General features: G+C 63.4%; 22 protein-coding genes. 16 read left to right on the forward strand and 6 right to left on the reverse strand.

Annotated features, from left to right (window positions below; translation table 11 throughout):
- Window positions 1-128: 128 nt before the first annotated feature.
- On the reverse strand, window positions 129-1,334 hold the full coding sequence (locus A4C63_RS03050) for a transporter associated domain-containing protein (protein WP_063911452.1): 1,206 nt from the start codon (window positions 1,332-1,334) through the stop codon (window positions 129-131).
- A 9-nt stretch (window positions 1,335-1,343) separates the two neighbouring features.
- Window positions 1,344-2,153, reverse strand: a complete 810-nt coding sequence (locus A4C63_RS03055; RefSeq protein WP_063911453.1) for an inner membrane protein YpjD — start codon at window positions 2,151-2,153, stop codon at window positions 1,344-1,346.
- A gap of 322 nt (window positions 2,154-2,475) precedes the next feature.
- Between A4C63_RS03055 and ffh the strand changes: the two genes are divergently transcribed.
- The 13 genes from ffh (at window position 2,476) to A4C63_RS03120 (ending at window position 12,971) form a co-directional block, all read left to right on the forward strand.
- On the forward strand, window positions 2,476-3,852 hold the full coding sequence (gene ffh, locus A4C63_RS03060) for a signal recognition particle protein (RefSeq protein WP_013971189.1): 1,377 nt from the start codon (window positions 2,476-2,478) through the stop codon (window positions 3,850-3,852).
- Between the two features lie 259 nt (window positions 3,853-4,111).
- On the forward strand, window positions 4,112-4,363 hold the full coding sequence (rpsP, locus tag A4C63_RS03065) for a 30S ribosomal protein S16 (RefSeq protein ID WP_003259424.1): 252 nt from the start codon (window positions 4,112-4,114) through the stop codon (window positions 4,361-4,363).
- A gap of 5 nt (window positions 4,364-4,368) precedes the next feature.
- Window positions 4,369-4,905 carry a ribosome maturation factor RimM gene (gene rimM / locus A4C63_RS03070; protein ID WP_025337913.1) on the forward strand — a complete coding sequence of 179 codons (537 nt, stop codon included), beginning with the start codon at window positions 4,369-4,371 and terminating at the stop codon, window positions 4,903-4,905.
- Between the two features lie 3 nt (window positions 4,906-4,908).
- Complete coding sequence (gene trmD / locus A4C63_RS03075) at window positions 4,909-5,661, forward strand: tRNA (guanosine(37)-N1)-methyltransferase TrmD (RefSeq protein WP_003252146.1); 753 nt, start codon at window positions 4,909-4,911, stop codon at window positions 5,659-5,661.
- A 42-nt stretch (window positions 5,662-5,703) separates the two neighbouring features.
- A complete protein-coding gene (gene rplS, locus A4C63_RS03080) occupies window positions 5,704-6,054 on the forward strand; it encodes a 50S ribosomal protein L19 (protein ID WP_003252148.1) in 351 nt (116 codons plus the stop codon).
- Window positions 6,055-6,148: 94 nt separating this feature from the next.
- On the forward strand, window positions 6,149-6,556 hold the full coding sequence (locus tag A4C63_RS03085) for an acyl-CoA thioesterase (RefSeq protein WP_025337914.1): 408 nt from the start codon (window positions 6,149-6,151) through the stop codon (window positions 6,554-6,556).
- A 170-nt stretch (window positions 6,557-6,726) separates the two neighbouring features.
- Window positions 6,727-7,623, forward strand: coding sequence for a site-specific tyrosine recombinase XerD (gene xerD, locus A4C63_RS03090; protein ID WP_063911454.1), 897 nt, complete (start codon window positions 6,727-6,729; stop codon window positions 7,621-7,623).
- A gap of 153 nt (window positions 7,624-7,776) precedes the next feature.
- The gene (locus tag A4C63_RS03095) at window positions 7,777-8,520 is read left to right on the forward strand and encodes a thioredoxin fold domain-containing protein (RefSeq protein WP_063911455.1); all 744 of its coding nucleotides are present in this window, start codon (window positions 7,777-7,779) and stop codon (window positions 8,518-8,520) included.
- An 83-nt stretch (window positions 8,521-8,603) separates the two neighbouring features.
- Window positions 8,604-9,908: a homoserine dehydrogenase gene (locus A4C63_RS03100; RefSeq protein ID WP_063911456.1), complete on the forward strand. Its 1,305-nt coding sequence runs from the start codon at window positions 8,604-8,606 to the stop codon at window positions 9,906-9,908.
- A gap of 58 nt (window positions 9,909-9,966) precedes the next feature.
- Entirely contained in the window at window positions 9,967-11,376 is a 1,410-nt protein-coding gene (gene thrC / locus A4C63_RS03105; protein WP_063911457.1) for a threonine synthase, read from the forward strand.
- A 106-nt stretch (window positions 11,377-11,482) separates the two neighbouring features.
- Window positions 11,483-11,893 carry a transposase gene (locus A4C63_RS03110; protein ID WP_256202884.1) on the forward strand — a complete coding sequence of 137 codons (411 nt, stop codon included), beginning with the start codon at window positions 11,483-11,485 and terminating at the stop codon, window positions 11,891-11,893.
- 298 nt (window positions 11,894-12,191) lie between these two features.
- A complete protein-coding gene (locus tag A4C63_RS03115) occupies window positions 12,192-12,611 on the forward strand; it encodes a response regulator (protein WP_063911458.1) in 420 nt (139 codons plus the stop codon).
- Window positions 12,612-12,689: 78 nt separating this feature from the next.
- On the forward strand, window positions 12,690-12,971 hold the full coding sequence (locus tag A4C63_RS03120; protein WP_063911459.1) for a DUF3509 domain-containing protein: 282 nt from the start codon (window positions 12,690-12,692) through the stop codon (window positions 12,969-12,971).
- A gap of 168 nt (window positions 12,972-13,139) precedes the next feature.
- Here A4C63_RS03120 and A4C63_RS03125 read toward each other — a convergent pair whose 3' ends face one another.
- A complete protein-coding gene (locus A4C63_RS03125) occupies window positions 13,140-14,012 on the reverse strand; it encodes a TIGR02285 family protein (RefSeq protein ID WP_063911460.1) in 873 nt (290 codons plus the stop codon).
- A gap of 20 nt (window positions 14,013-14,032) precedes the next feature.
- Window positions 14,033-15,232, reverse strand: coding sequence for a CaiB/BaiF CoA-transferase family protein (locus tag A4C63_RS03130; RefSeq protein WP_063911461.1), 1,200 nt, complete (start codon window positions 15,230-15,232; stop codon window positions 14,033-14,035).
- A gap of 132 nt (window positions 15,233-15,364) precedes the next feature.
- On the opposite strand from A4C63_RS03130, the gene A4C63_RS03135 reads away from it, so the two are divergent.
- Both A4C63_RS03135 and recJ read left to right on the forward strand, forming a co-directional pair.
- On the forward strand, window positions 15,365-15,907 hold the full coding sequence (locus A4C63_RS03135) for a YaeQ family protein (protein ID WP_013971198.1): 543 nt from the start codon (window positions 15,365-15,367) through the stop codon (window positions 15,905-15,907).
- An 8-nt stretch (window positions 15,908-15,915) separates the two neighbouring features.
- Window positions 15,916-17,625 carry a single-stranded-DNA-specific exonuclease RecJ gene (gene recJ / locus A4C63_RS03140; protein WP_063911462.1) on the forward strand — a complete coding sequence of 570 codons (1,710 nt, stop codon included), beginning with the start codon at window positions 15,916-15,918 and terminating at the stop codon, window positions 17,623-17,625.
- A gap of 348 nt (window positions 17,626-17,973) precedes the next feature.
- Here recJ and A4C63_RS03145 read toward each other — a convergent pair whose 3' ends face one another.
- On the reverse strand, window positions 17,974-18,237 hold the full coding sequence (locus A4C63_RS03145; protein ID WP_025337923.1) for a DUF3077 domain-containing protein: 264 nt from the start codon (window positions 18,235-18,237) through the stop codon (window positions 17,974-17,976).
- 780 nt (window positions 18,238-19,017) lie between these two features.
- On the opposite strand from A4C63_RS03145, the gene A4C63_RS03150 reads away from it, so the two are divergent.
- Window positions 19,018-20,124, forward strand: coding sequence for an NADH:flavin oxidoreductase/NADH oxidase (locus A4C63_RS03150; RefSeq protein ID WP_063911463.1), 1,107 nt, complete (start codon window positions 19,018-19,020; stop codon window positions 20,122-20,124).
- A gap of 479 nt (window positions 20,125-20,603) precedes the next feature.
- Here A4C63_RS03150 and A4C63_RS03155 read toward each other — a convergent pair whose 3' ends face one another.
- A complete protein-coding gene (locus A4C63_RS03155; protein WP_063911464.1) occupies window positions 20,604-22,028 on the reverse strand; it encodes a gamma-aminobutyraldehyde dehydrogenase in 1,425 nt (474 codons plus the stop codon).
- Window positions 22,029-22,042: the final 14 nt, after the last annotated feature.

The raw sequence follows: 22,042 nt of genomic DNA on the forward strand, positions 1-22,042 counted from the left end.
GGGGCGGGCACTGTTCGGGGTGTTGAAGCAGGACCGCAGGGCGTGTCAGTGGAGCGGACTGGCCGTGGGGCGCCGGGTGCGGGTAGCAGGCGGGACGGCGGGGCTGGGTAAGCGTGACCCGAGTATAGCTATCGGGTCACGGTCCATACCAGTACCTTGCTGGCACAATTGTCCTCTGTTTCGAGGATTTCCAGGCGATAGCGGCCGATCTTCAGGCAAACGGCGCTCTCCGGGATGCTTTCCAGCGCTTCGGTGACCAGCCCGTTGAGGGTTTTAGGCCCGCCGTCGCAGGGCAGGTGCCAGCCCAGGCTGCGGTTGATCTCGCGCAGCGAAGCGGTGCCGTCGATGACGAAGGTGCCATCGGGCTGCGGGTGTACGTGGGGGTTGTTCAGGCTTTGCTCATCCTCGAACTCGCCAACGATCTCTTCGAGGATGTCTTCCAGGGTGACGATGCCCAGCACTTCGCCGTACTCGTCCACCACCACGCCCAGGCGGCGCTGCTGCTTGTGGAAGTTCAGCAGCTGCATTTGCAGGGGCGTGCTCTCCGGCACGAAATAGGGCTCGTAGCAGGCCCCGAGCAGCGTCTCCAGGGTCAGCTCGGCCTTGGGCAGCAGGTGGCTGATCAGCTTGGTGTTGAGGATCGCTTCAACCTGGTTGATGTCGCTGTGGTACACCGGCAGGCGGGTGTGACGGCTGACGATCAACTGCTCGATGATGCGCTCGATCGGCTCGTCGAGGCTGATGCCGTCCACTTCGTTGCGCGGTACCAGGATGTCGTTGACGGTCATCTTGTCCAGTGACTGCAGGCCGTCGAGCAGGCCGTGGCGCGGCGCTTCGTGTTCCTCGTCCTCGTCGAACTCGTCGGCTTCCTGCGGGTGCAGGGCCACGGCCGTGGGTTGCACGCGGAACGGACGCAGGATCAGCTTGGCAACGCCATCCAGCAGGCAGGCCAGTGGTTGCAGCAGGGTGAGGGGCACTTTCAGCAGGCTGGCGCCGAGGCTGACGAACGCCTGCGGGTTGCGCCGGGCCAGGCGCCGCGGCAGGTATTCGGCAAACACCAGCAAGGTGAAGGTGGCGGCCAGCCCGGCCAGCCAGAAGCCGTGCTCGCCGCTATGGCGCTGGCCGACCAGGCAGGCCAGGCCCAGCACCAGCAGCTTGCCCAGGCTGGCGCACAGCACCAGGGCCTGGGCCGGCAGCACGGGCTGGCCGTCCTCGCCGGCGCGCAACGCGCCATTGAGTTGCAGGCGGGCGGCATCCACCGCAGTGAATAGCGCCGACCACAACAGCGCCAGTGCCAGGGTGCCGAATAGCGGTGCGTACGGCAGGGTATCCATGGGCGGCCGTCAGATATGGAGGATGAATTCGCGAACCAGCTTGCTGCCGAAATAGGCCAGCATCAGCAGGCAGAAACCGGCCAGCGTCCAGCGGATGGCCTTGTGGCCACGCCAGCCCAGGCGGGTGCGGCCCCACAGTAGCACGCTGAACACCACCCAGGCGACACAGGCCAGCAGGGTCTTGTGTGCCAGGTGCTGGGCGAACAGGTTGTCGAGGAACAGCCAGCCGGAGATCAGCGACAGCGACAGCAGGCACCAGCCGGCCCAGAGGAAGCCGAACAGCAGGCTTTCCATGGTTTGCAGCGGCGGGAAGTTGCGGATCAGCCCGGACGGGTGCTTGTTCTTCAACTGGCGGTCCTGCAGCAGCAGCAACAGCGCCTGGAACACCGCGATGGTGAATAGCCCGTAGGCCAGGATCGACAGCAGGATATGCGCGAGGATACCCGGTTCTTCATTGACCAGCGGCACTGTGCCGGGGGGCGCGAACTGGGCCAGCAGCGCAGTTACCGCGCCCAGCGGAAACAGCAGCACCAGCAGGTTTTCCACGGGTATGCGCAAGCAGGCCAGCAGGGTCAGGGCGATGACCGCCACGGCGATCAGGCTGGCGGCACTGAAGAAGTCCAGGCTCAGGCCCAGCGGGGTGATCAGCTGGAAGAACAGCGCACCGGCCTGGGCGAGCACCGCGAAGGCACCCAGCAGGGCAAGCAGGCGCTTGTCGGCCTTGCGGTTCCGGGCAAGGTAGGAACCCTGGTAGATGGCCGCGGCTATATATAGGCCGGCGGCGATCAGGTTGGGGATGAGGCTGGGTGAGGAGAACATAAGTCCTGGTTGGCGAGCCTTAAAGAGACGGAGTTTGGCATAGATTCCGCCGCTCTAGGAAGACTGCAGGCTTGTGTCAGGGCATTCGCGGGCACGCCCGCTCCCACAGGTAGGGCGCAGGCCGGTAAGCAGTCAAGATCCTGTGGGAGCGGGCATGCCCGCGAAGAGGCCGGCGCAGCCACCGATTATCTACCATACCGCCGCCAAGGTGTGCGCCGCCGTCGCACTTCGCTATAATCGCCGCCTTGCTGTGCCCGGCGGGTATGCATTCCCCCTGGGCGCCTGACAAACCTCGGCTTTTACTGGGCCTGAAAGGATCACCATGTTCGAAAACCTGACCGACCGCCTGTCACAGACGCTGCGCCATGTCACCGGCAAGGCCAAGCTGACCGAAGACAACATCAAGGACACGCTGCGCGAAGTGCGCATGGCCCTGCTCGAGGCCGACGTTGCCCTGCCGGTGGTCAAGGATTTCGTCAACAGCGTCAAGGACCGTGCAGTCGGCACCGAAGTGTCGCGCAGCCTGACCCCGGGCCAGGCGTTCGTGAAGATCGTCCAGGCCGAGCTGGAAAGCCTGATGGGCGCGGCCAATGAAGACCTCGCGCTGAACGCCGCCCCGCCCGCCGTGGTGCTGATGGCCGGCCTGCAGGGCGCCGGTAAGACCACCACCGCCGGCAAGCTGGCGCGCTTCCTCAAAGAGCGCAAGAAAAAGAGCGTGATGGTGGTGTCCGCCGACGTCTACCGCCCGGCGGCGATCAAGCAGCTGGAAACCCTGGCCAACGACATCGGCGTCACCTTCTTCCCGTCCGACATCAGCCAGAAGCCGGTGGCCATCGCCGAAGCGGCCATCCGCGAAGCCAAGCTGAAGTTCATCGACGTGGTCATCGTCGACACCGCCGGCCGTCTGCACATCGACGCCGACATGATGGACGAGATCAAGGCGCTGCACGCCGCGGTCAAGCCGATCGAGACCCTGTTCGTGGTCGACGCCATGACCGGTCAGGACGCCGCCAACACCGCCAAGGCGTTTGGCGAGGCGCTACCGCTGACCGGCGTGGTGCTGACCAAGGTCGACGGTGACGCCCGTGGCGGTGCCGCGCTGTCGGTGCGTGCCATCACCGGCAAGCCGATCAAGTTCATCGGTATGGGCGAGAAGACCGAAGCCCTCGAGCCGTTCCACCCCGACCGTGTCGCCTCGCGCATCCTCGGCATGGGTGACGTGCTCAGCCTGATCGAGCAGGCCGAGCAGAACATTGACAAGGCCAAGGCCGACAAGCTGGCCAAGAAGCTGAAGAAGGGCAAGGGCTTCGACCTCGAAGACTTCCGCGATCAGCTGCAGCAGATGAAGAACATGGGCGGCCTCGGCGGCCTGATGGACAAGCTGCCGAGCATCGGCGGGGTCAACCTGTCGCAGATGGGCAACGCCCAGGGCGCGGCCGAGAAGCAGTTCAAGCAGATGGAAGCGATCATCAACTCCATGACCCCGGCCGAGCGCCGTGATCCGGAGTTGATCAGTGGCTCGCGCAAGCGCCGTATCGCCATCGGTTCCGGCACCCAGGTGCAGGACGTCGGCCGCCTGATCAAGCAGCACAAGCAAATGCAGAAGATGATGAAGAAATTCTCCGCCAAGGGCGGCATGGCCAAGATGATGCGTGGCCTGGGCGGGATGCTGCCGGGCGGCGGCATGCCGAAGCTGTAACCCCTATTCCGGGTGCCTGCCGTTTGTCCGGCGGGCGCCCAGAACCCCCGCGTTAGCGGGGCAATGGCCGCGGATTTCGCGGCTCAACCGGCAGATCTGGACGGTAGGGCAGGGCCTTGCCGAAAAAGTCATTTGCAAATGTCCGTGTATTCCCCGAGAATATGCGGCCTTTTGGGCACCCGTGTGCCTATTTGGCATTCAGATTTGCAGTACCAGCTGCTGTATCAACTGCAGCACCGACTATAGGAACGATGTTCACATGGTAACCATTCGTCTGGCCCGTGGCGGCTCGAAAAAGCGCCCATTCTACCACCTGACCGTGACCAACTCGCGTAACGCCCGTGACGGCCGTTTCGTTGAGCGCGTAGGTTTCTTCAACCCGATCGCTGCTGGCGCCGAAGTCAAGCTGTCGGTCAACCAAGAGCGCGTCAACTACTGGCTGAGCCAGGGTGCACAGCCGTCTGAGCGCGTTGCTCAGCTGCTGAAGGACGCTGCCAAGGCTGCTGCCTGAGTAGTATGAACGCGACGCCAGAAAAGGCTGACGACCTCATCGTCGTTGGCAAGATTTTTTCGGTTCACGGCGTTCGCGGCGAGGTGAAGGTGTATTCCTTTACCGATCCGATTGAAAACCTGTTGGATTATCCGCGCTGGACGCTTCGGCACGAAGGCAAGGTAAAGCAGGTCGAGCTGGTCAACGGTCGTGGCTCCCAGAAGGGCCTGGTCGTTAAGCTGAAAGGCCTCGATGATCGCGATGAAGCCCGTCTTCTGAGCGGTTACGAAATCTGCATACCGCGGAGCCTTTTGCCCAACCTGGCTGCTGACGAGTACTACTGGTACCAGTTGGTGGGCCTGAAGGTCATCAACCAGGACGAACAACTGTTCGGCAAGGTCGATCACCTGTTGGAGACCGGTGCGAACGATGTAATGGTGGTCAAACCCTGCGCAGGCAGCCTGGATGATCGCGAGCGTCTGTTGCCCTATACGGCGCAATGCGTGCTCGACATCGACCTGGAAGCGGGCGTGATGCGGGTTGAATGGGACGCGGACTTCTAAACGATGGGTAACCTTCGCGTAGACGTCATCACGTTGTTCCCCGAGATGTTCTCGGCCATCACGGAGTACGGCATTACCAGCCGCGCGGTGAAACAGGGGTTGCTTCAGGTGACTTGCTGGAACCCGCGGGACTACACCACAGATCGTCACCATACGGTGGATGATCGGCCGTTTGGCGGTGGTCCGGGCATGGTGATGAAAATCAAGCCTCTGGAAGACGCCCTGGTTAGCGCCAGGCAAGCGACCGGAGCAGCGGCGAAGGTGATCTACCTTTCGCCACAAGGCCGCAAGCTGACTCAGCAGGCGGTCAAAGGCCTGGCCGAACAGGAATCGTTGATCCTGATCGCCGGTCGTTATGAAGGCATCGACGAGCGCTTTATCGAGGCTCATGTCGATGAGGAGTGGTCGATTGGCGACTATGTGCTTTCCGGTGGCGAGCTGCCGGCCATGGTACTGATCGATGCGGTTACACGGCTGCTGCCCGGAGCTTTAGGGCATGTGGACTCGGCGGAAGAAGATTCCTTCACCGACGGTCTGCTCGATTGCCCGCACTACACCCGACCTGAGGTGTATGCGGATCAGCGTGTTCCCGACGTGTTGCTAAGTGGCAACCATGCACACATCCGGCGTTGGAGAATGAAGCAGTCCCTTGGTAGGACCTTCGAACGACGCGCCGATCTTCTGGAAAGTCGCTCGCTTTCTGGAGAAGAGAAGAAGCTGCTCGAGGAATATCTCCGCGAGCGGGACGATAGTTAAACGTATCGATGGTGGATCACGTATCCATCTTAGGAGCACAGCATGACCAACAAGATCATCCAGCAGCTCGAAGCCGAGCAGATGAGCAAGGAAATCCCGACCTTCGCACCAGGCGACACCGTTGTCGTTCAGGTTAAAGTGAAGGAAGGTGAGCGTTCCCGTCTGCAGGCGTTCGAAGGCGTCGTTATCGCCAAGCGTAACCGCGGTCTGAACAGCGCCTTCACCGTGCGCAAGATCTCCAGCGGCGTTGGCGTAGAGCGTACCTTCCAGACCTACAGCCCGCAAATCGACAGCCTGGCCGTGAAACGTCGTGGTGACGTGCGTAAAGCCAAGCTGTACTACCTGCGCGACCTGTCCGGCAAAGCCGCTCGCATCAAGGAAAAACTGTCCTGAGTGCAGTTTGCCCGGTGGCCGAGGCCGCCTAGCGAGAAAAAAGCAGCCTTCGGGCTGCTTTTTTGCTTTTTGCCCCCCCGAAGATGTGATTGCCATGACTACCCGAGACCAGGAAATCCTGCGCCGCACCGAGCTGTCGGTGACCCGCGTGACCAAGGCGGTGTTCCCCAACACCACCAACCACCACAACACCCTGTTCGGCGGCACCGCCCTGGCCTGGATGGACGAAGTGTCGTTCATCGCCGCCACGCGCTTCTGCCGCCTGCCGCTGGTGACCGTGTCCACCGACCGCATCGACTTCAAGCACCCGATTCCGGCGGGCTCGATCGTGGAGCTGGTGGGGTCGGTGATCAAGGTGGGCAATACCAGCTTGCAGGTGCAAGTGGATGTATTTGTCGAGAATATGTACCTGGATGGGCGCGAGCGAGCGATCCATGGCGTGTTCAGCTTCGTCGCCATCGACGAGGACAAGCGCCCGGTGCCGGTTCTGCCCCAGGCCTGAGTTCTCCTGCACTGGCCCTTTCGCGGCTAAAGCCGCTCCCACAGGGATCGCACATACCTCGAGGGCGGTGATATCCCTGTGGGAGCGGCTTTAGCCGCGAAGAGGCCAGTACAGACAACAATTATGCTGCTGTGAAACACTAAGCCACCTTCAACACCCAGCAGCCCCGCATGCCCGTCCTAGACCACCCCCTGATCGACCAGTTCCTCGACGCCCTGTGGCTTGAAAAGGGTCTGTCCGACAACACTCGCGTGTCCTACCGCAGCGACCTGGCCCTGTTCAACGGCTGGCTGCAGGAACACGGCGTCAGCTTGCCCGACGCCGGCCGCGAGCTGATTCTCGACCACCTGGCCTGGCGCCTCGACCAAGGCTACAAGCCGCGCTCCACGGCACGCTTCCTGTCCGGCCTGCGCGGCTTCTTCCGCTACCTGCTGCGGGAAAAGCTGGTGGCCATCGACCCGACCCTGCAAGTCGACATGCCGCAACTGGGCAAGCCACTGCCCAAGTCGCTGTCCGAAGCCGACGTCGAAGCCTTGCTGCAGGCTCCGGACCTGGGCGAAGCCATCGGCCAGCGTGACCGCGCCATGCTCGAAGTGCTCTACGCCTGCGGCCTGCGGGTTACCGAACTGGTCAGCCTGGCCCTCGACCAGGTCAACCTGCGCCAGGGCGTGCTGCGGGTGATGGGCAAGGGCAGCAAGGAGCGCCTGGTGCCCATGGGCGAAGAGGCGGTGCTGTGGCTGCAGCGCTACCTGCGCGATGGCCGCGCCGAACTGCTCAATGGCCGCCCCAGCGACGTCCTGTTCCCCAGCCAGCGCGGCGAGCAGATGACCCGCCAGACCTTCTGGCATCGCATCAAGCACCATGCCCGGGTCGCCGGCATCGACAAACCGCTGTCGCCGCACACCCTGCGCCATGCCTTCGCCACTCATCTGCTCAACCACGGTGCCGACCTGCGCGTGGTACAGATGCTGCTGGGCCACAGCGACCTGTCGACCACGCAGATCTACACCCATGTCGCCAAGGCCCGCCTGCAGCAACTGCACGCCCAGCACCACCCGCGTGGATGAATGTTTTTCATGTTCCGCCGACCGGTCCTTGCAAGGCCCTTCACCGGCGGTGTGATGTGGTAGGCTTGAGCGGTTTGCACCAAGGGCCGCACGGTCACCGCGTATTTTCCGCAGGTGGCGCCCTCCGGCCCCTGTCCGCCTTCAGGAGTTCTCATGCGCGTGACCCAGTTTTTCGCCGCCGCCGCGTTGGCGCTGGCCAGTACCTTTGCCGTTGCTGCGGCAACCGACAGCAATACCGCTGCCGAGCAGGCCATCCGTAAGTCGTTGCAGAACCTCGAGCTGGAAGTGCCCGTCGAAAGCGTGGCCAGCAGCCCGGTCAGCGGCCTGTATGAAGTCAAGCTGCAGGGCGGCCGCGTGCTGTATGCCAGCGGCGACGGCCAGTTCGTGATGCAGGGCTACCTGTTCCAGATCCAGGACGGCAAGCCGGTCAACCTCACCGAGAAGACCGAGCGTCTGGGTATTGCCAAGCTCATCAACGGCATTCCAGCCGCCGAGATGGTGGTTTATCCTGCCAAGGGCGAGACCAAGTCGCACATCACCGTGTTCACCGACACCACCTGCCCGTACTGCCACAAGCTGCACGCCGAGGTGCCCGAACTCAACCGCCGCGGTATCGAAGTGCGCTATGTCGCCTTCCCGCGCCAGGGCCTCGGCTCGCCGGGTGACCAGCAGTTGCAGGCCGTCTGGTGTTCCAGTGACCGCCGTGCGGCGATGGACAAGATGGTCGAGGGTGAAGAAATCAAGGCCGCCAAGTGCGTCAACCCGGTCAGCAAGCAGTTCCAGCTGGGCCAGTCGATCGGCGTCAACGGCACGCCGGCGATCGTCCTTGAAAGCGGCCAGGTCATTCCGGGCTACCAGCCGGCACCGCAGGTCGCCAAGCTGGCACTGGCCAAGTAATCCAATTCAGTACGCCGTCGTCATGGGGTGACGGCATGTTTCACGGTCGGCATAGGTGCCGGCCGTTCAATGGGGAGTTCACAGTGAAACCGGTCAAAGTAGGCATCTGTGGGTTGGGGACCGTCGGTGGCGGAACCTTCAATGTACTTCAGCGCAACGCCGAGGAGATTGCCCGCCGTGCCGGGCGCGGTATTGAAGTGGCACAGATCGCCATGCGCTCGCAGAACCCGAACTGCCAGATTACCGGTACCCCCATTACCGCTGACGTGTTCGAAGTTGCGAGCAACCCGGAGATCGACATTGTCATCGAGCTGATCGGTGGCTACACCGTGGCTCGCGAACTGGTGCTCAAGGCCATCGAAAACGGCAAGCACGTGGTCACCGCCAACAAGGCGCTGATTGCCGTGCACGGCAACGAAATCTTCGCCAAGGCCCGCGAGAAGGGTGTGATCGTCGCCTTCGAAGCAGCCGTGGCCGGTGGCATCCCGGTGATCAAGGCCATCCGCGAAGGCCTGTCGGCCAACCACATCAACTGGCTGGCCGGCATCATCAACGGCACCGGCAACTTCATTCTCACCGAAATGCGTGAGAAGGGCCGTGCCTTCCCGGATGTGCTGGCCGAAGCCCAGGCGCTGGGTTACGCCGAAGCCGACCCGACCTTCGACGTCGAAGGCATCGATGCTGCGCACAAGCTGACCATTCTCGCCTCGATCGCGTTCGGCATCCCGCTGCAATTCGACAAGGCCTACACCGAAGGCATCACCCAGCTGACCACTGCTGACGTGAATTACGCCGAGGCCCTGGGCTACCGCATCAAGCATCTGGGCGTGGCCCGCCGCACTGCCGAAGGCATTGAGCTGCGCGTACACCCGACGCTGATCCCGGCCGACCGCCTGATCGCCAACGTCAACGGCGTGATGAACGCCGTCATGGTCAATGGCGATGCCGCCGGCTCCACCCTGTACTACGGCGCTGGTGCCGGCATGGAGCCAACCGCTTCGTCGGTGGTCGGCGATGTGGTCGATGTGGTCCGTGCCATGACCTCCGACCCGGAAAACCGCGTGCCGCACCTGGCCTTCCAGCCGGATTCGCTGTCGGCCCACCCGATCCTCCCGATCGAAGCCTGCGAAAGCGCCTACTACCTGCGCATCCAGGCCAAGGATCACCCGGGCGTACTGGCCCAGGTGGCCAGCATCCTCTCGGAGCGTGGCATCAACATCGAGTCGATCATGCAGAAGGAAGCCGAGGAACAGGACGGTCTGGTGCCGATGATCCTGCTGACCCATCGCGTGGTCGAGCAGCGCATCAACGACGCCATCGTTGCCCTGGAAGCCCTGCAGGACGTGGTCGGCAAGGTCGTGCGCATTCGCGTCGAGCAGCTCAACTAACAATAGTGCCGGCGGGCCGCCAGTGCGGCCCCGGCCCCAGCATCGAAGGTTTGCACCCATGCGCTATATCAGTACCCGCGGCCAGGCACCGGCCCTGAATTTCGAAGACGTCCTGCTGGCTGGCTTGGCCAGTGACGGCGGCCTGTACGTCCCGGAAAACCTGCCACGTTTCACCCAGGAAGAAATCGCCTCGTGGGCCGGCCTGCCGTACCACGAACTGGCTTTCCGGGTGATGCGCCCGTTCGTCGAAGGCAGCATCGCCGATGCCGACTTCAAGAAGATCCTCGAAGAAACCTACGGCGAGTTCGCTCACGCCGCCGTTGCCCCGCTGCGTCAGCTGAACAGCAACGAGTGGGTGCTGGAGCTGTTCCACGGCCCGACCCTGGCCTTCAAGGACTTCGCCCTGCAACTGCTCGGCCGCCTGCTCGACCACGTGCTGGCCAAGCGCAACGAGCGCGTGGTGATCATCGGTGCCACCAGCGGTGACACCGGTTCCGCCGCCATCGAAGGCTGCCGCCGTTGCGACAACGTCGACATCTTCATCCTGCACCCGCACCAGCGTGTGTCGGAAGTGCAGCGCCGGCAGATGACCACCATCTTCGGCGACAACATCCACAACATCGCTATCGAAGGCAACTTCGACGACTGCCAGGAAATGGTCAAGGCCAGCTTCGCCGACCAGTCGTTCCTCAAGGGCACCCGCCTGGTTGCGGTCAACTCGATCAACTGGGCGCGGATCATGGCTCAGATCGTCTACTACTTCCACGCTGCCCTGCAGCTGGGTGGCCCGGCGCGTTCTGTGGCGTTCTCGGTGCCGACCGGTAACTTCGGCGACATCTTCGCCGGCTACCTGGCACGTAACATGGGCCTGCCGGTCAGCCAGCTGATCGTTGCCACCAACCGCAACGACATCCTGCACCGCTTCATGAGCGGCAACCAGTACGTCAAGGAAACCCTGCACGCGACCCTGTCGCCGTCGATGGACATCATGGTCTCGTCCAACTTCGAGCGCCTGCTGTTCGACCTGCACGGCCGCAACGGTGGCGCCATTGCCGAGCTGATGGCCAACTTCAAGCAAGGTGGCGGCTTCAGCGTCGAGCAAGACCGCTGGACCGAAGCGCGCAAGCTGTTCGACTCGCTGGCAGTGAACGACGAGCAGACCTGCGAAACCATTGCCGAAGTGTTCGCAGCCACCGGTGAAGTACTCGACCCGCACACCGCAATCGGCGTCAAGGCCGCCCGCGAGTGCCGCCGCAGCCTGGACACGCCGATGGTGGTGCTGGGTACCGCACACCCGGTCAAGTTCCCGGAAGCGGTGGAGAAGGCCGGTGTGGGCAAGGCATTGGAGCTGCCGGCACACCTCAGCGACCTGTTCAGCCGTGAAGAGCGTTGCACGGTGCTGGCCAATGACCTGAAGGCTGTGCAGGGCTTTGTCAGCCAGCATGGTAACCGCGGCAAGCCGCTGTAAACATCGGCGCCGCACTGCGGCCCATCGCCGGCAAGCCAGCTTGTGTCTTCAAGGCCCATTAAACTCAAAAGGGTGAGAGCAGTGGATGGCAGACTGATAGCCAGCGGTGCCTAAAGATAGCGAGAAGGCCAGGCGGCTGATGCTTGTTAAGGGGATAGGGGTCATCACTTGCGGCACGCTCATGGCGTACCTGCCTGAGCTTGGAACCGTGACGGGGCGCAAGATCGCCGCCTTGGCAGGGTTAGCGCCCTACAACAACGACAGCGGCAAGAAGAATGGTCCCAGATCGATCGAGGGCGGACGCTATCGAGTCCGCTGCGCGACCTACATGTCGATCTGGTCGATGATCAGGCACGATCCGGATTTCAAAGCTCGGTACAACGCTCTGCTGGCTCGTGGCAAGCGTGCGAAGGTCGCCGCAGTGGCTTGTATGCGGGTGCTGTTGGTGCATCTGAATGCGATGCTGCGAGACGGAACAGAATGGAAAGAGCCGAAACTCAAGGTGCCCGCGACCTGATAGCAATCGAGGGTTGATCTGCTGAAACGCGGGCTTCGCCAGCGACACCTCTACGTGGTATCGCTGGCGAAGCTATGCCTAGCGGGGCAGCCTCAAAAAAATCTTCAAAGACAGTTGCTCCCACCCCGACCGCATAGACCCAAGGTCATGTGCAATTCCTGTGGGAGCTGGCTTGCCGGCGATGGGCTGCGGAGCAGCCCTAATTCTCCGAATCTTCCCACTGCTCCATCAGAAACATCCTATTCAGGCCGCCCAGGGCAAAGTCTAAATTAGCCGGTCCTCCCATCAGGAGCGGCTCATGCACCAGCCCTACGTGTTGATCCACCAGGCTCGCCCATCCCACCAGATCCTCCTGCACCAGGCCCTCAACGCCCAGGGCATGTTCCACGTGCGCATCAGCGAAACCAGCGCAGACCTCGATGCCTGCCTGAGCGCGGATCGCCGCCCCGACCTGCTGGTCCTTGACCACGCCATGCCAACCCGGGCTGGCCTTGCCTTGCTCGAACAACAGCATCGAACACGCGCTTTGCTGTTTGTCGGCCAGGCCACCCCGAAGCGCCGCAACCTTGCCCAAGAGGCCAGAAACCGCGGCCTGTGGGTGCTCGCCGAGCTGCCCTGGCCGCTGTCGATGCCACGCCTGCAGCGTGCCCTGCAAGCACTGCAGGTGCGCCCCTGGCGGCGTATTCAAACTGTCACGTCCGCCCCGCATGCTCACTGAAGCAGCCGCGGTGTAACGAACTTTCCGCTGCGTCTGTTGGTCAGTTCCTCTATACCCACCACGCAGCGAGTGATCCGGATGGAAAGAATCTGCAGACTGCTCAATGAAGCCCTGACCCCCTATCAGACCCACTTCGGCGTTGCCGATGCCCAGGGTAATCGCCAATTGACCGTTCACGACCGCCTCACTGGTATCACCCTGCGGCGCACGGTCAGCGAGCGCCAGTTGCAGGAGCAACGCCTGTTGATCGATCTGGTGGATGGCCTGCACCGTGACCTGCAGATCGCCGAAGGGCGTTTGCAACCCTGTGTGATCGCGGCACTGCAGCAACGCCAGCAACCCCATGGAACCTTTGCCTGAGTGGCTTATCAGAAGTAGCAAGGGCAGTCAGCCAGTGCTTTGCTCCGGCGCTGGCAGGGCTGCCACGGGAAGCCCCTCAATGGCTTTCGCTTGGCCCCGGGCGTGTTTCCCCAGCGCCCGGGGTTTCTTTTGTGGCGCCTGCACCGGCGATAGGGCCGGAACAGGCGATCAGTGGTCTTCGAAGAAGCGCTTGCTCTCTTCCAGGTAGTCTTCCTGCAGCGCCGGGTCCAGCCAGCGCGCATACAGCCCCGGCAACACATCCCGGCGCAGGGCAGGCAGCAGCTGGTCGATGTGCGCAATCGCTTCACGCCCCAGCTCACTGTTCGAACAGCCTACATGCAGAAACTGGTAGTGGTTCACTCCCTGTACAGGATGAAACCGGTAGTCGGCCAGTGTTCCGCCTTGCTGCTCGACCAGGTAGCGCACTTCAGGCCAGTAGCCGAGCACCATGCGCAGGCGCCCCAGCTGTTGCATCTGCAGCAGGTTGGCGGTGGCGTCGTTGCCGTAGTGGCGACTGAGCGCGGTGTCGGGTAACTGGCGCAGGATGGCGTCGATCTGCGTGCCGTAGCTGCGCTCGGCGACAACCCCCAGCTTCAGCGGGGTCTTGCTCAGCAGGCCATGCAGGTCTACCTCCTGGCCGTCGAGGTAAGGTGCCACCAGCGTCTCGCTGTCCTTGCGCAGCACCAGGCCGCCACTGAGCACGCCCAGGGAGGGCATGGAAAACCGCACATACTCGGCGCGCTCCGGTGTCCACAGCAGGGTCGGGTCGCAGGTGAAGCTCTTCGGGTCCTGCAGCATCTGGATACCGCGGGCGCGGTTGACCCGCACGATGCTGTGGTCGTACTCGGGCATCTGCCCGATCAGCAGGGGCAACAGCTGGTCGATCACCCCTTGGCCTTTCTCCGCCCCCTCGAAAATGGTGAACGGCGGCAGGTCACGCACCAGCCAGAAGATGCGCTCCTTGGCGCTTGCAGGCTGCAGCAATGCGGGCAGCAGCCCGCACAGCAGGATCAGGTGACGTAGGCAACGGGCAGCGCGCATGGGCCAGGGCCGTGCCGGGGTCAGACCGTGCCTGCTGCGCGCAGGCTGGCGATGGCCGCCGCGTCGTAGCCCAGGCTGCCGAGCAGCGCCTCGGTGTGTTCGCCCAGTGCCGGGCCGACCCACTCGGTGGAGCCGGGGGTGTCCGACAGCTTGGGCACGATGCCCGGCATGCGGAACGGCTTGCCGTCCGGCAGTTTGGCCTGCAGGAACATTTCGCGTGCCAGGTATTGCGGGTCGTTGAACATGTCCTCGGCCGAATAGATGCGGCTGGCCGGCACTTCGGCGGTATTCAGCACCTGCATCAGTTGCTCCAGCGGCAGGCTGTTGGCCCAGCGGTCGATGACCCCGTACAGCTCGTCACGGCGCAGGTCGCGGCCATCGTTGGTTGCCAGGGTCGGGTCGTCGGCCAGGTCGGTGCGGCCAATGGCCTGCATGAAGCGCTTGAAGATCGCATCGCCGTTGGCGCCGATCTGCACATGCTTGCCGTCGGCGCTGGTGTGGATGGAGGAGGGCGTGATGCCCGGCATGATGTTGCCGGTGCGTTCGCGGATAAAGCCGAACACATCGAACTCCGGGACCATGCTTTCCATCATGGCGAAGATCGCTTCGTACAGGGCCACGTCCACCACCTGGCCCTGGCCGCCGTTGACTTCCCGGTGCCGCAGCGCCATCAGTGCGCCGATCACCCCCCACAGGGCAGCAATCGAGTCACCGATGGAAATGCCCGTGCGCACCGGTGGGCGGTCGTCGAAACCGGTGATGTAGCGCAGGCCGCCCATCGACTCGCCCACGGCGCCGAAGCCCGGCTGGTCCTTCATCGGCCCGGTCTGGCCGAAGCCTGACAGGCGCACCATAACCAGGCGCGGGTTGAGCGCGTGCAGCACGTCCCAGCCCAGGCCGAGCTTTTCCAGCACGCCCGGGCGGAAGTTCTCGATCAGGATGTCGGCCTCGGCCAGCAGGCGCTTGAGAATCTCGCGACCCTCGGGGTGCTTGAGGTTGAGGGTAAGTGACTGCTTGTTGCGGGCCTGCACGAACCACCACAGCGAGGTACCCTCATACAGCTTGCGCCATTTGCGCAACGGGTCGCCGCCATCGGGCGATTCGACCTTGACCACCTCGGCGCCGAATTCGGCACAGATGCGCGAGGCGAACGGGCCAGCGATGAGGGTGCCGAGTTCGACAACTTTGAGGCCGGCGAGGGGTTTGCTGGGCGTAGTCATGGGGCATCCGTGGCAGCTGGGCAGATGCGTGGTTTTATCATAGGTCCGAAGCGGCAGATACTGCTGCGGGGCAACGAAGGGCAGTATCGGTTAGACTGTGCCACTTTTCTTTGCGCAAGAAGCCCGTCGACCATGGCCCAGCCGTCCACCACCTATAAATTCGAACTGAACCTGACCGACCTCGACCGCGGCGTGTACGAAAACGTCCGTCAGACTATCGCCCGCCACCCTTCGGAAACCGAAGAACGCATGGCTGTGCGCCTGCTGGCCTACGCCCTGTGGTATAACGAAAACCTGTCGTTCGGCCGTGGCCTGTCCGATGTGGACGAAGCGGCGCTCTGGGAAAAGAGCCTGGACGATCGCATCCTGCACTGGATTGAAGTGGGCCAGCCGGACGCCGACCGACTGACCTGGTGCTCGCGCCGCACCGAGCGCACCAGCCTGCTGGCCTACGGCAGCCTGCGTGTATGGCAGAACAAGGTGGTAGATGCGGTCAAGGGCCTGAAGAACCTGAGCATCGCTGCCGTGCCGCAGGAGGTGCTGGAAACCCTCGCCACCGACATGCCCCGTACCATCAAGTGGGACGTGATGATCAGCGAAGGCACCTTGTTCGTCACCGACGACCGTGGCCAGCACGAAGTGCAGCTGGAGTGGCTGCTGGGTGAGCGTGGCTGAAGCACCCCATGCGTATCGAACCTCGCCCGCTGCCGCCGACCCTGCCATTCCTGGGTAACCTGCCACCCTTGCTGACCCGCCTGTACGCCGCGCGCGGCGTGCAGAGCGAGGCCGAGCTGGACAAAAGCCTCGCGCGCCTGCTGCCGTACCAGCAGCTCAAGGGCATCGAGGCCGGCGTGGATCTGCTGGTCGAGGCTATCGACCAGCGCCAGCGCATCCTCATCGTCGGCGACTTCGATGCCGACGGCGCCACTGCCAGTACTGTCGGCGTGCTGGGCCTGCGCCTGCTGGGCGCGGCTCACGTCGACTACCTTGTGCCCAACCGCTTCGAATACGGTTACGGCCTGACCCCGGAAATCGTCGAGGTGGCGCTGCAACGCCAGCCGCAGCTGCTGATCACCGTGGACAACGGCATTTCCAGCGTCGACGGTGTGGCAGCCGCCAAGGCCGCCGGGCTCAAGGTGCTGGTCACCGACCACCACCTGCCGGGCGCGGAGTTGCCCGACGCCGACGCCATCATCAACCCCAACCAGCCGGGCTGCAGTTTCCCCAGCAAGGCGCTGGCCGGGGTAGGGGTGATCTTCTATGTGCTGATGGCCCTGCGTGCGCGCCTGCGCAGCCTGGGGCGCTACGAAACTCAGCCGCAGCCGAACATCGGCGAATTGCTCGACCTGGTTGCCCTGGGCAGCGTCGCCGACGTGGTGCCATTGGACGCCAACAACCGCATCCTGGTGCACCAGGGCCTCGAACGCATTCGCGCCGGTCGCGCGCGGCCGGGGCTCAAGGCCATTCTGGAAGTGGCCCGCCGCGATCACCGGCGCATCACCTCGACCGACCTCGGCTTCATCCTCGGCCCGCGGCTGAACGCTGCCGGGCGCCTGGACGACATGAGCCTGGGTATCGAATGCCTGCTGTGTGAAGACGCGGCCCTGGCTCAGGACATGGCCCAGCAACTGGACGACCTGAACCAGGACCGCAAGTCCATCGAGCAGGGCATGCAGCGCGAGGCCCTGGCTCAGCTCAAGGACCTGCCGGTCGAGTCGATGCCTTACGGCTTGTGCCTGTTCGATGCCGACTGGCATCAGGGTGTGATCGGTATTCTGGCTTCGCGCCTGAAGGAGCGTTACCACCGGCCGACCATCGCTTTCGCCGACGCTGGCGAGGGGATGCTCAAAGGGTCGGCGCGCTCGGTGCCGGGGTTCCACATTCGTGATGCCCTGGACGCCGTGGCGGCGCGTCATCCGCAGCTGATCAGCAAGTTCGGCGGCCACGCCATGGCGGCGGGCTTGTCGTTGCCTGAAGCCAATTTCCCGGCATTTGCCGAGGCGTTCGACGAAGAAGTAAGACGTCAGCTGCGCGAAGAGGACCTGACCGGTCGGCTGTTGTCCGACGGCAGCCTGGCGGTGGAGGAGTTCCACCTCGACCTGGCCAAGGCCCTGCGCCATGCCGGGCCCTGGGGGCAGCACTTTCCCGAGCCGCTGTTTCATGGCGTGTTCCAGCTGGTGGAGCAGCGTGTGGTGGGCGAGCGGCACCTGAAGGTGGTGCTCAAGAGCGAGTGCGGTTCGGTGCGGCTGGATGGCATTGCCTTCGGTGTCGACCGCGAAGTGTGGCCGAACCCGACGGTGCGTTGGGTCGAGTTGGCGTACAAGCTGGATGTGAACGAGTTTCGTGGCAATGAAAGTGTGCAGTTGATGATTGCCCACATGGAGCCGCGCTGACTGCAATTCCGGGGCTGCCTTGCAGCCCATCGCCGGCAAGCCAGCTCACACCTCGACCGCATTGCCCTCAAGGCTTGGCGCTAGCCCTGTGGGAGCGGGCATGCCCGCGAACACCGGCGGAGCCGGTGCCATCCACTGAGTCGCCTTCTTCGCGGGCACGCCCGCTCCCACAGGGTCAGCGCCGCGCTTGAGGCTTGCACCGTACCTGTAGGAGCGGGCATGCCCGCGAACACCGGCAGAGCCGGTGCCAGCCACCGAGTCGCTTGCTTCGCGGGCATGCCCGCTCCCACAAGGCTCTGCGGCGGGCTGGCCAATGTGCTCCATGTGCGATCGATGAGCACAGCAAACTCAGCGCGCCATACCTAACTCGGCATCATCCATCAGCGCCTTGGCCATCGCACTGAGATAGTGCGCAGCCCAGATCATCATGGGTTTCTCATCCATCAGCCCGACGATGGTCAACTCCCGTACATAGCCCATCAGTTCCGAAGCCTGATCACGGGCGTCTCGGCACGGAATGCCCGCTTCGATGCGAAATAATGGGTGGGTCTGGTTTTCGCCCTGAAAGAAAGTGGTCTTGCCGACGGTGAATTGGGTGTCTTCTGTAGTCATTTTTATAGCAATTCCTTGAAGGTTGAAGGAGTTGCCACCGCCGTTTCCACACGAAGGGCGGCAACTGTATGCAGGGTGGAAAACCGGCCTTCAAGGAACCCGGTAGGCCAAACGGCCTCCCGCACACAGCTGCCATTACGACAGGCACTTGAAGATTGACCGGGTTTCCACACCCGCATCGCTAGATTTCAGCGACCCAGAAAGCCTAAGTGGCGGTGTATCCGGGAACAATCAGACGCCTGTCGACAGAACGTGTAGGGTATTTCCTCAGGTCAGGCATCACCAGATCTGAGTCGTAGGGAATATCTGAAATACCTGTCAGAGTGCCTGCCTGTAGCGGCGGTCAGGGCTGCCAGGTGCCTGCCTTGAGAGTGATGTCGCCTTTGAGATCGAGCGCCGCCCGCGCGGCGCTTCGCAGCACAAGGCTGCTCCTACATCTGTTTCGGGCCAGTTAATCCTGAGGCAAAGGTGCGCGCCCCCTTGGCGTCCACCTCGATATTGCGTCGGGCAAACAAGGCGGTCGTGTGCGCAGGTACAGGCGTTACTGGCCCGAAACAGATGTAGGAGCAGCCTTGTGCTGCGAAGCGCCGCGCGGGCGGCGCTCGATCTCATAGGCGCCACCACTCTCGAGCCAACCCCCCCCGCACCCCACCCGAAATCCCATGGAACCTCCCCCCCAACCATTCTGGTCTAGTCTGAAGTTATGACCGGACCTGGGCCAGGGACGTGCAATTGAGTGTCCGGGCCGGATCACCATTGGAGTCCTTGGGAGGTGCCCTCATGAGCCTGCTGCTCGAGCCTTACACCCTGCGTCAGCTGACCCTGCCCAACCGCATCGCCGTTTCGCCGATGTGCCAGTATTCCGCCGTAGATGGCCTGGCCAACGACTGGCACCTTGTCCATCTGGGCAGCCGCGCCGTGGGTGGCGCGGGCCTGGTAATCACTGAAGCCGTGGCGGTGACTGCCGATGGTCGCATCACCGCCGAAGACCTCGGCCTGTGGGACGATGCTCAGATCGCCCCGCTGCAACGCATCACCCGTTTCATCACCGCCCAAGGGGGCGTGCCCGGTATCCAGCTGGCTCACGCCGGGCGCAAGGCCAGCACCTATCGCCCGTGGCTGGGCAAGCAAGGCAGCGTCAAGCTCGAGGAGGGCGGCTGGCAGCCGGTAGGGCCGTCGAAGATAGCCTTCGATCCGCAACACACACCGCCACGCGAGCTGACCCATGACGAAATCCAGGATGTGATCGCCGCCTTCGTCGCCTCGACCGAGCGTGCCCTGAGGGCCGGTTTCAAGGTGGTCGAAATCCATGCCGCCCATGGCTACCTGCTGCACCAGTTCCTGTCACCGCTGAGCAACCAGCGTCGCGACGAGTACGGCAGCAGCTTCGAAAACCGCATTCGCCTGACCCTGCAGGTGGTCGAGGCCGTGCGCAAGGTCTGGCCGGCCGAACTGCCGCTGTTCGTGCGGGTATCGGCGACCGACTGGGTGGAGGACGGCTGGAACCCGGATGAAACCGTCGAACTGGCCCGCCGCCTGCGTGGCTTGGGCGTCGACCTGATCGACGTGTCCTCCGGCGGCACCTCGGTCAATGCCGAAATCCCCACAGGGCCCGGCTACCAGACCCGCTTCGCCGAGCGTGTGCGCAAGGAATCGGAAATTGCCACCGGCACCGTGGGCATGATCACCGAACCGGCCCAGGCCGAGCACATCCTGCGCACCGGCCAGGCCGACATCATCTTCCTCGCCCGCGAACTGCTGCGCGACCCGTACTGGCCGCTGCATGCTGACGACGACCTGGGCGGCAACAAAGCTACTTGGCCTGCGCAATACCAGCGCGCCACCAGCCGGGCTAACCCGATTCACGAGTCGGACTTGCGGGATTGACCTGACCCAAGCATTACGCTCCTACACGGTATTGCACCGCCTTTGAATGCGGTGCGGTATCTGTGGGAGCGGGCATGCCCGCGAAGAAGGCGACTCGGTGTATGGCACCGGCTTTGCCGGTGTTCGCGGGTGAACCCGCTCCCACAGAGGTCGCGCAAAGTCAGGCGTTGATACTTACTCCTTTTCTATTTACTTCCAAATAGTCGTCCACTGCCTCTTTGAACGCGGCAGGCAACAGCCTGCGCGACCGAGCGTGAAACCCGACAATATCGCAAGTTGTGCAAAGGTGCCCGACCCATGAATGGTCTTCCTTGCTGTATTTCACCCTTGCTCGTTGCCCTCGATATTCCATGTCATCCAGCCTCGTGATAATCCAGTTTCGATGACTACAAGCTAAAGGATGTGGCATTAGGAATGGGCCGAACCGATTGCAGGAAAGCTCCTGGGCTGAGGTGCCGGTCTCAACCCAGGCTTTACCCTTAATGCTTGATCATCACATGCCGCACACAGGTGTAATCCTCCAGCCCATACATCGACATATCCTTGCCATACCCCGAATGCTTCTGCCCGCCATGCGGCATTTCGCTTACCAGCATGAAGTGGGTATTCACCCAGGTGCAGCCATACTGCAAGCGCGCCGCCAGGCGGTGGGCGCGGCCGGTGTCGCGGGTCCAGACTGATGAGGCCAGGCCGTAGTTGGAGTCGTTGGCCCATTCCAGCGCCTGCGCTTCGTCGCTGAAGCGGGTCACCGACACCACCGGGCCGAACACTTCGTTGCGCACGATTTCGTCATCCTGCAGGGCATCGGCCAGCACCGTCGGCTCGAAGAAGAAACCGTCGCCCTCAATCGCCTTGCCACCGGTTACCAGGCGAATGTGCGGCTGGGCAACCGCGCGTTGCACCAGGCCCGCGACCTTGTCGCGGTGCTGGGCACTGATCAGTGGCCCCAGTTCGGTGTCCTCGGCTTCCTGCAGGCCCGGCTTGAGGCTGGCCACTGCGGCCCCCAGACGTTCGACGAAACGCTCGTAGATGCCATCCTGCACATACAGCCTACAGGCGGCGGTGCAGTCCTGGCCTGCGTTGTAGAAGCCAAAGGTACGGATGCCGTCGATGGCGGCATCGATGTCGGCATCGTCGAACACCAGCACCGGGGCCTTGCCGCCCAGTTCCATGTGCATGCGTTTCACGCTGTCGGCGGTGGCGCTGATGATGTGTGCGCCGGTGGGGATCGAGCCGGTCAGCGATACCATGCGCACCTTGGGGTGGTTGACCAGCGGGTTGCCGACCGTCTGGCCACGGCCGAAGAGGATGTTCAGCACCCCCGGTGGCAGCAGGTCCTGGGCCAGTTCGCCAAGGCGCAGGGCGGTCAGCGGGGTCAACTCGGAGGGCTTGATCACCACCGTGTTGCCGGCAGCCAGGGCCGGGGCGATCTTCCACGCCAGCATCATCAACGGGTAGTTCCACGGCGCGATCGAGGCCACCACGCCCAGCGGGTCACGGCGGATCATCGAAGTGTGGCCCGGCAGGTACTCGCCGGCTGCCGAGCCGCCCAGGCAGCGCGCTGCACCGGCAAAGTAGCGGAACACGTCGGCAATTGCCGGGATCTCGTCATTCAGCGCGGCGCTCAGCGGCTTGCCGCAGTTCTGCGATTCCAGCCGGGCCAGTTCATCGCCATGCTCTTCGATGGCGTCGGCCAGCGCCAGCAAGGCTTGCGAGCGTTCCTTGGGGCTGTTTTGCGACCAGCTGTCGAAGGCCTGGTCGGCGGCGCGCACGGCGCTGTCCACCTGGGCTTCGCTGGCTTCGTTGATTTGCGCCAGGGCGGTGCCCAGCGCCGGGTTGAGCACGGTCCAGGCCGGGCCTTGGCCAGCGACCAGCTGGCCATTGATCAGCATCTGCGTTTGCATCGGGGACTCCTCCA

It is taken from the genome of Pseudomonas sp. p21 (assembly GCF_001642705.1).
In the GTDB taxonomy this organism is placed as follows: domain Bacteria; phylum Pseudomonadota; class Gammaproteobacteria; order Pseudomonadales; family Pseudomonadaceae; genus Aquipseudomonas.

Bases quoted from the DNA above. Each gene is read 5' to 3' on its own strand.
- xerD (WP_063911454.1), top strand. From the start codon at position 6,727: ATGCCCGTCCTAGACCACCCCCTGATCGACCAGTTCCTCGACGCCCTG.
- A4C63_RS03085 (WP_025337914.1), top strand. From the start codon at position 6,149: ATGACTACCCGAGACCAGGAAATCCTGCGCCGCACCGAGCTGTCGGTG.
- rpsP (WP_003259424.1), top strand. From the start codon at position 4,112: ATGGTAACCATTCGTCTGGCCCGTGGCGGCTCGAAAAAGCGCCCATTC.
- thrC (WP_063911457.1), top strand. From the start codon at position 9,967: ATGCGCTATATCAGTACCCGCGGCCAGGCACCGGCCCTGAATTTCGAA.
- A4C63_RS03055 (WP_063911453.1), bottom strand. From the start codon at position 2,153: ATGTTCTCCTCACCCAGCCTCATCCCCAACCTGATCGCCGCCGGCCTA.
- A4C63_RS03125 (WP_063911460.1), bottom strand. From the start codon at position 14,012: ATGCGCGCTGCCCGTTGCCTACGTCACCTGATCCTGCTGTGCGGGCTG.
- rplS (WP_003252148.1), top strand. From the start codon at position 5,704: ATGACCAACAAGATCATCCAGCAGCTCGAAGCCGAGCAGATGAGCAAG.
- A4C63_RS03050 (WP_063911452.1), bottom strand. From the start codon at position 1,334: ATGGATACCCTGCCGTACGCACCGCTATTCGGCACCCTGGCACTGGCG.
- rimM (WP_025337913.1), top strand. From the start codon at position 4,369: ATGAACGCGACGCCAGAAAAGGCTGACGACCTCATCGTCGTTGGCAAG.
- recJ (WP_063911462.1), top strand. From the start codon at position 15,916: ATGCGTATCGAACCTCGCCCGCTGCCGCCGACCCTGCCATTCCTGGGT.
- A4C63_RS03135 (WP_013971198.1), top strand. From the start codon at position 15,365: ATGGCCCAGCCGTCCACCACCTATAAATTCGAACTGAACCTGACCGAC.
- A4C63_RS03130 (WP_063911461.1), bottom strand. From the start codon at position 15,232: ATGACTACGCCCAGCAAACCCCTCGCCGGCCTCAAAGTTGTCGAACTC.
- trmD (WP_003252146.1), top strand. From the start codon at position 4,909: ATGGGTAACCTTCGCGTAGACGTCATCACGTTGTTCCCCGAGATGTTC.
- A4C63_RS03150 (WP_063911463.1), top strand. From the start codon at position 19,018: ATGAGCCTGCTGCTCGAGCCTTACACCCTGCGTCAGCTGACCCTGCCC.
- A4C63_RS03120 (WP_063911459.1), top strand. From the start codon at position 12,690: ATGGAAAGAATCTGCAGACTGCTCAATGAAGCCCTGACCCCCTATCAG.
- A4C63_RS03145 (WP_025337923.1), bottom strand. From the start codon at position 18,237: ATGACTACAGAAGACACCCAATTCACCGTCGGCAAGACCACTTTCTTT.
- ffh (WP_013971189.1), top strand. From the start codon at position 2,476: ATGTTCGAAAACCTGACCGACCGCCTGTCACAGACGCTGCGCCATGTC.
- A4C63_RS03155 (WP_063911464.1), bottom strand. From the start codon at position 22,028: ATGCAAACGCAGATGCTGATCAATGGCCAGCTGGTCGCTGGCCAAGGC.
- A4C63_RS03095 (WP_063911455.1), top strand. From the start codon at position 7,777: ATGCGCGTGACCCAGTTTTTCGCCGCCGCCGCGTTGGCGCTGGCCAGT.
- A4C63_RS03115 (WP_063911458.1), top strand. From the start codon at position 12,192: ATGCACCAGCCCTACGTGTTGATCCACCAGGCTCGCCCATCCCACCAG.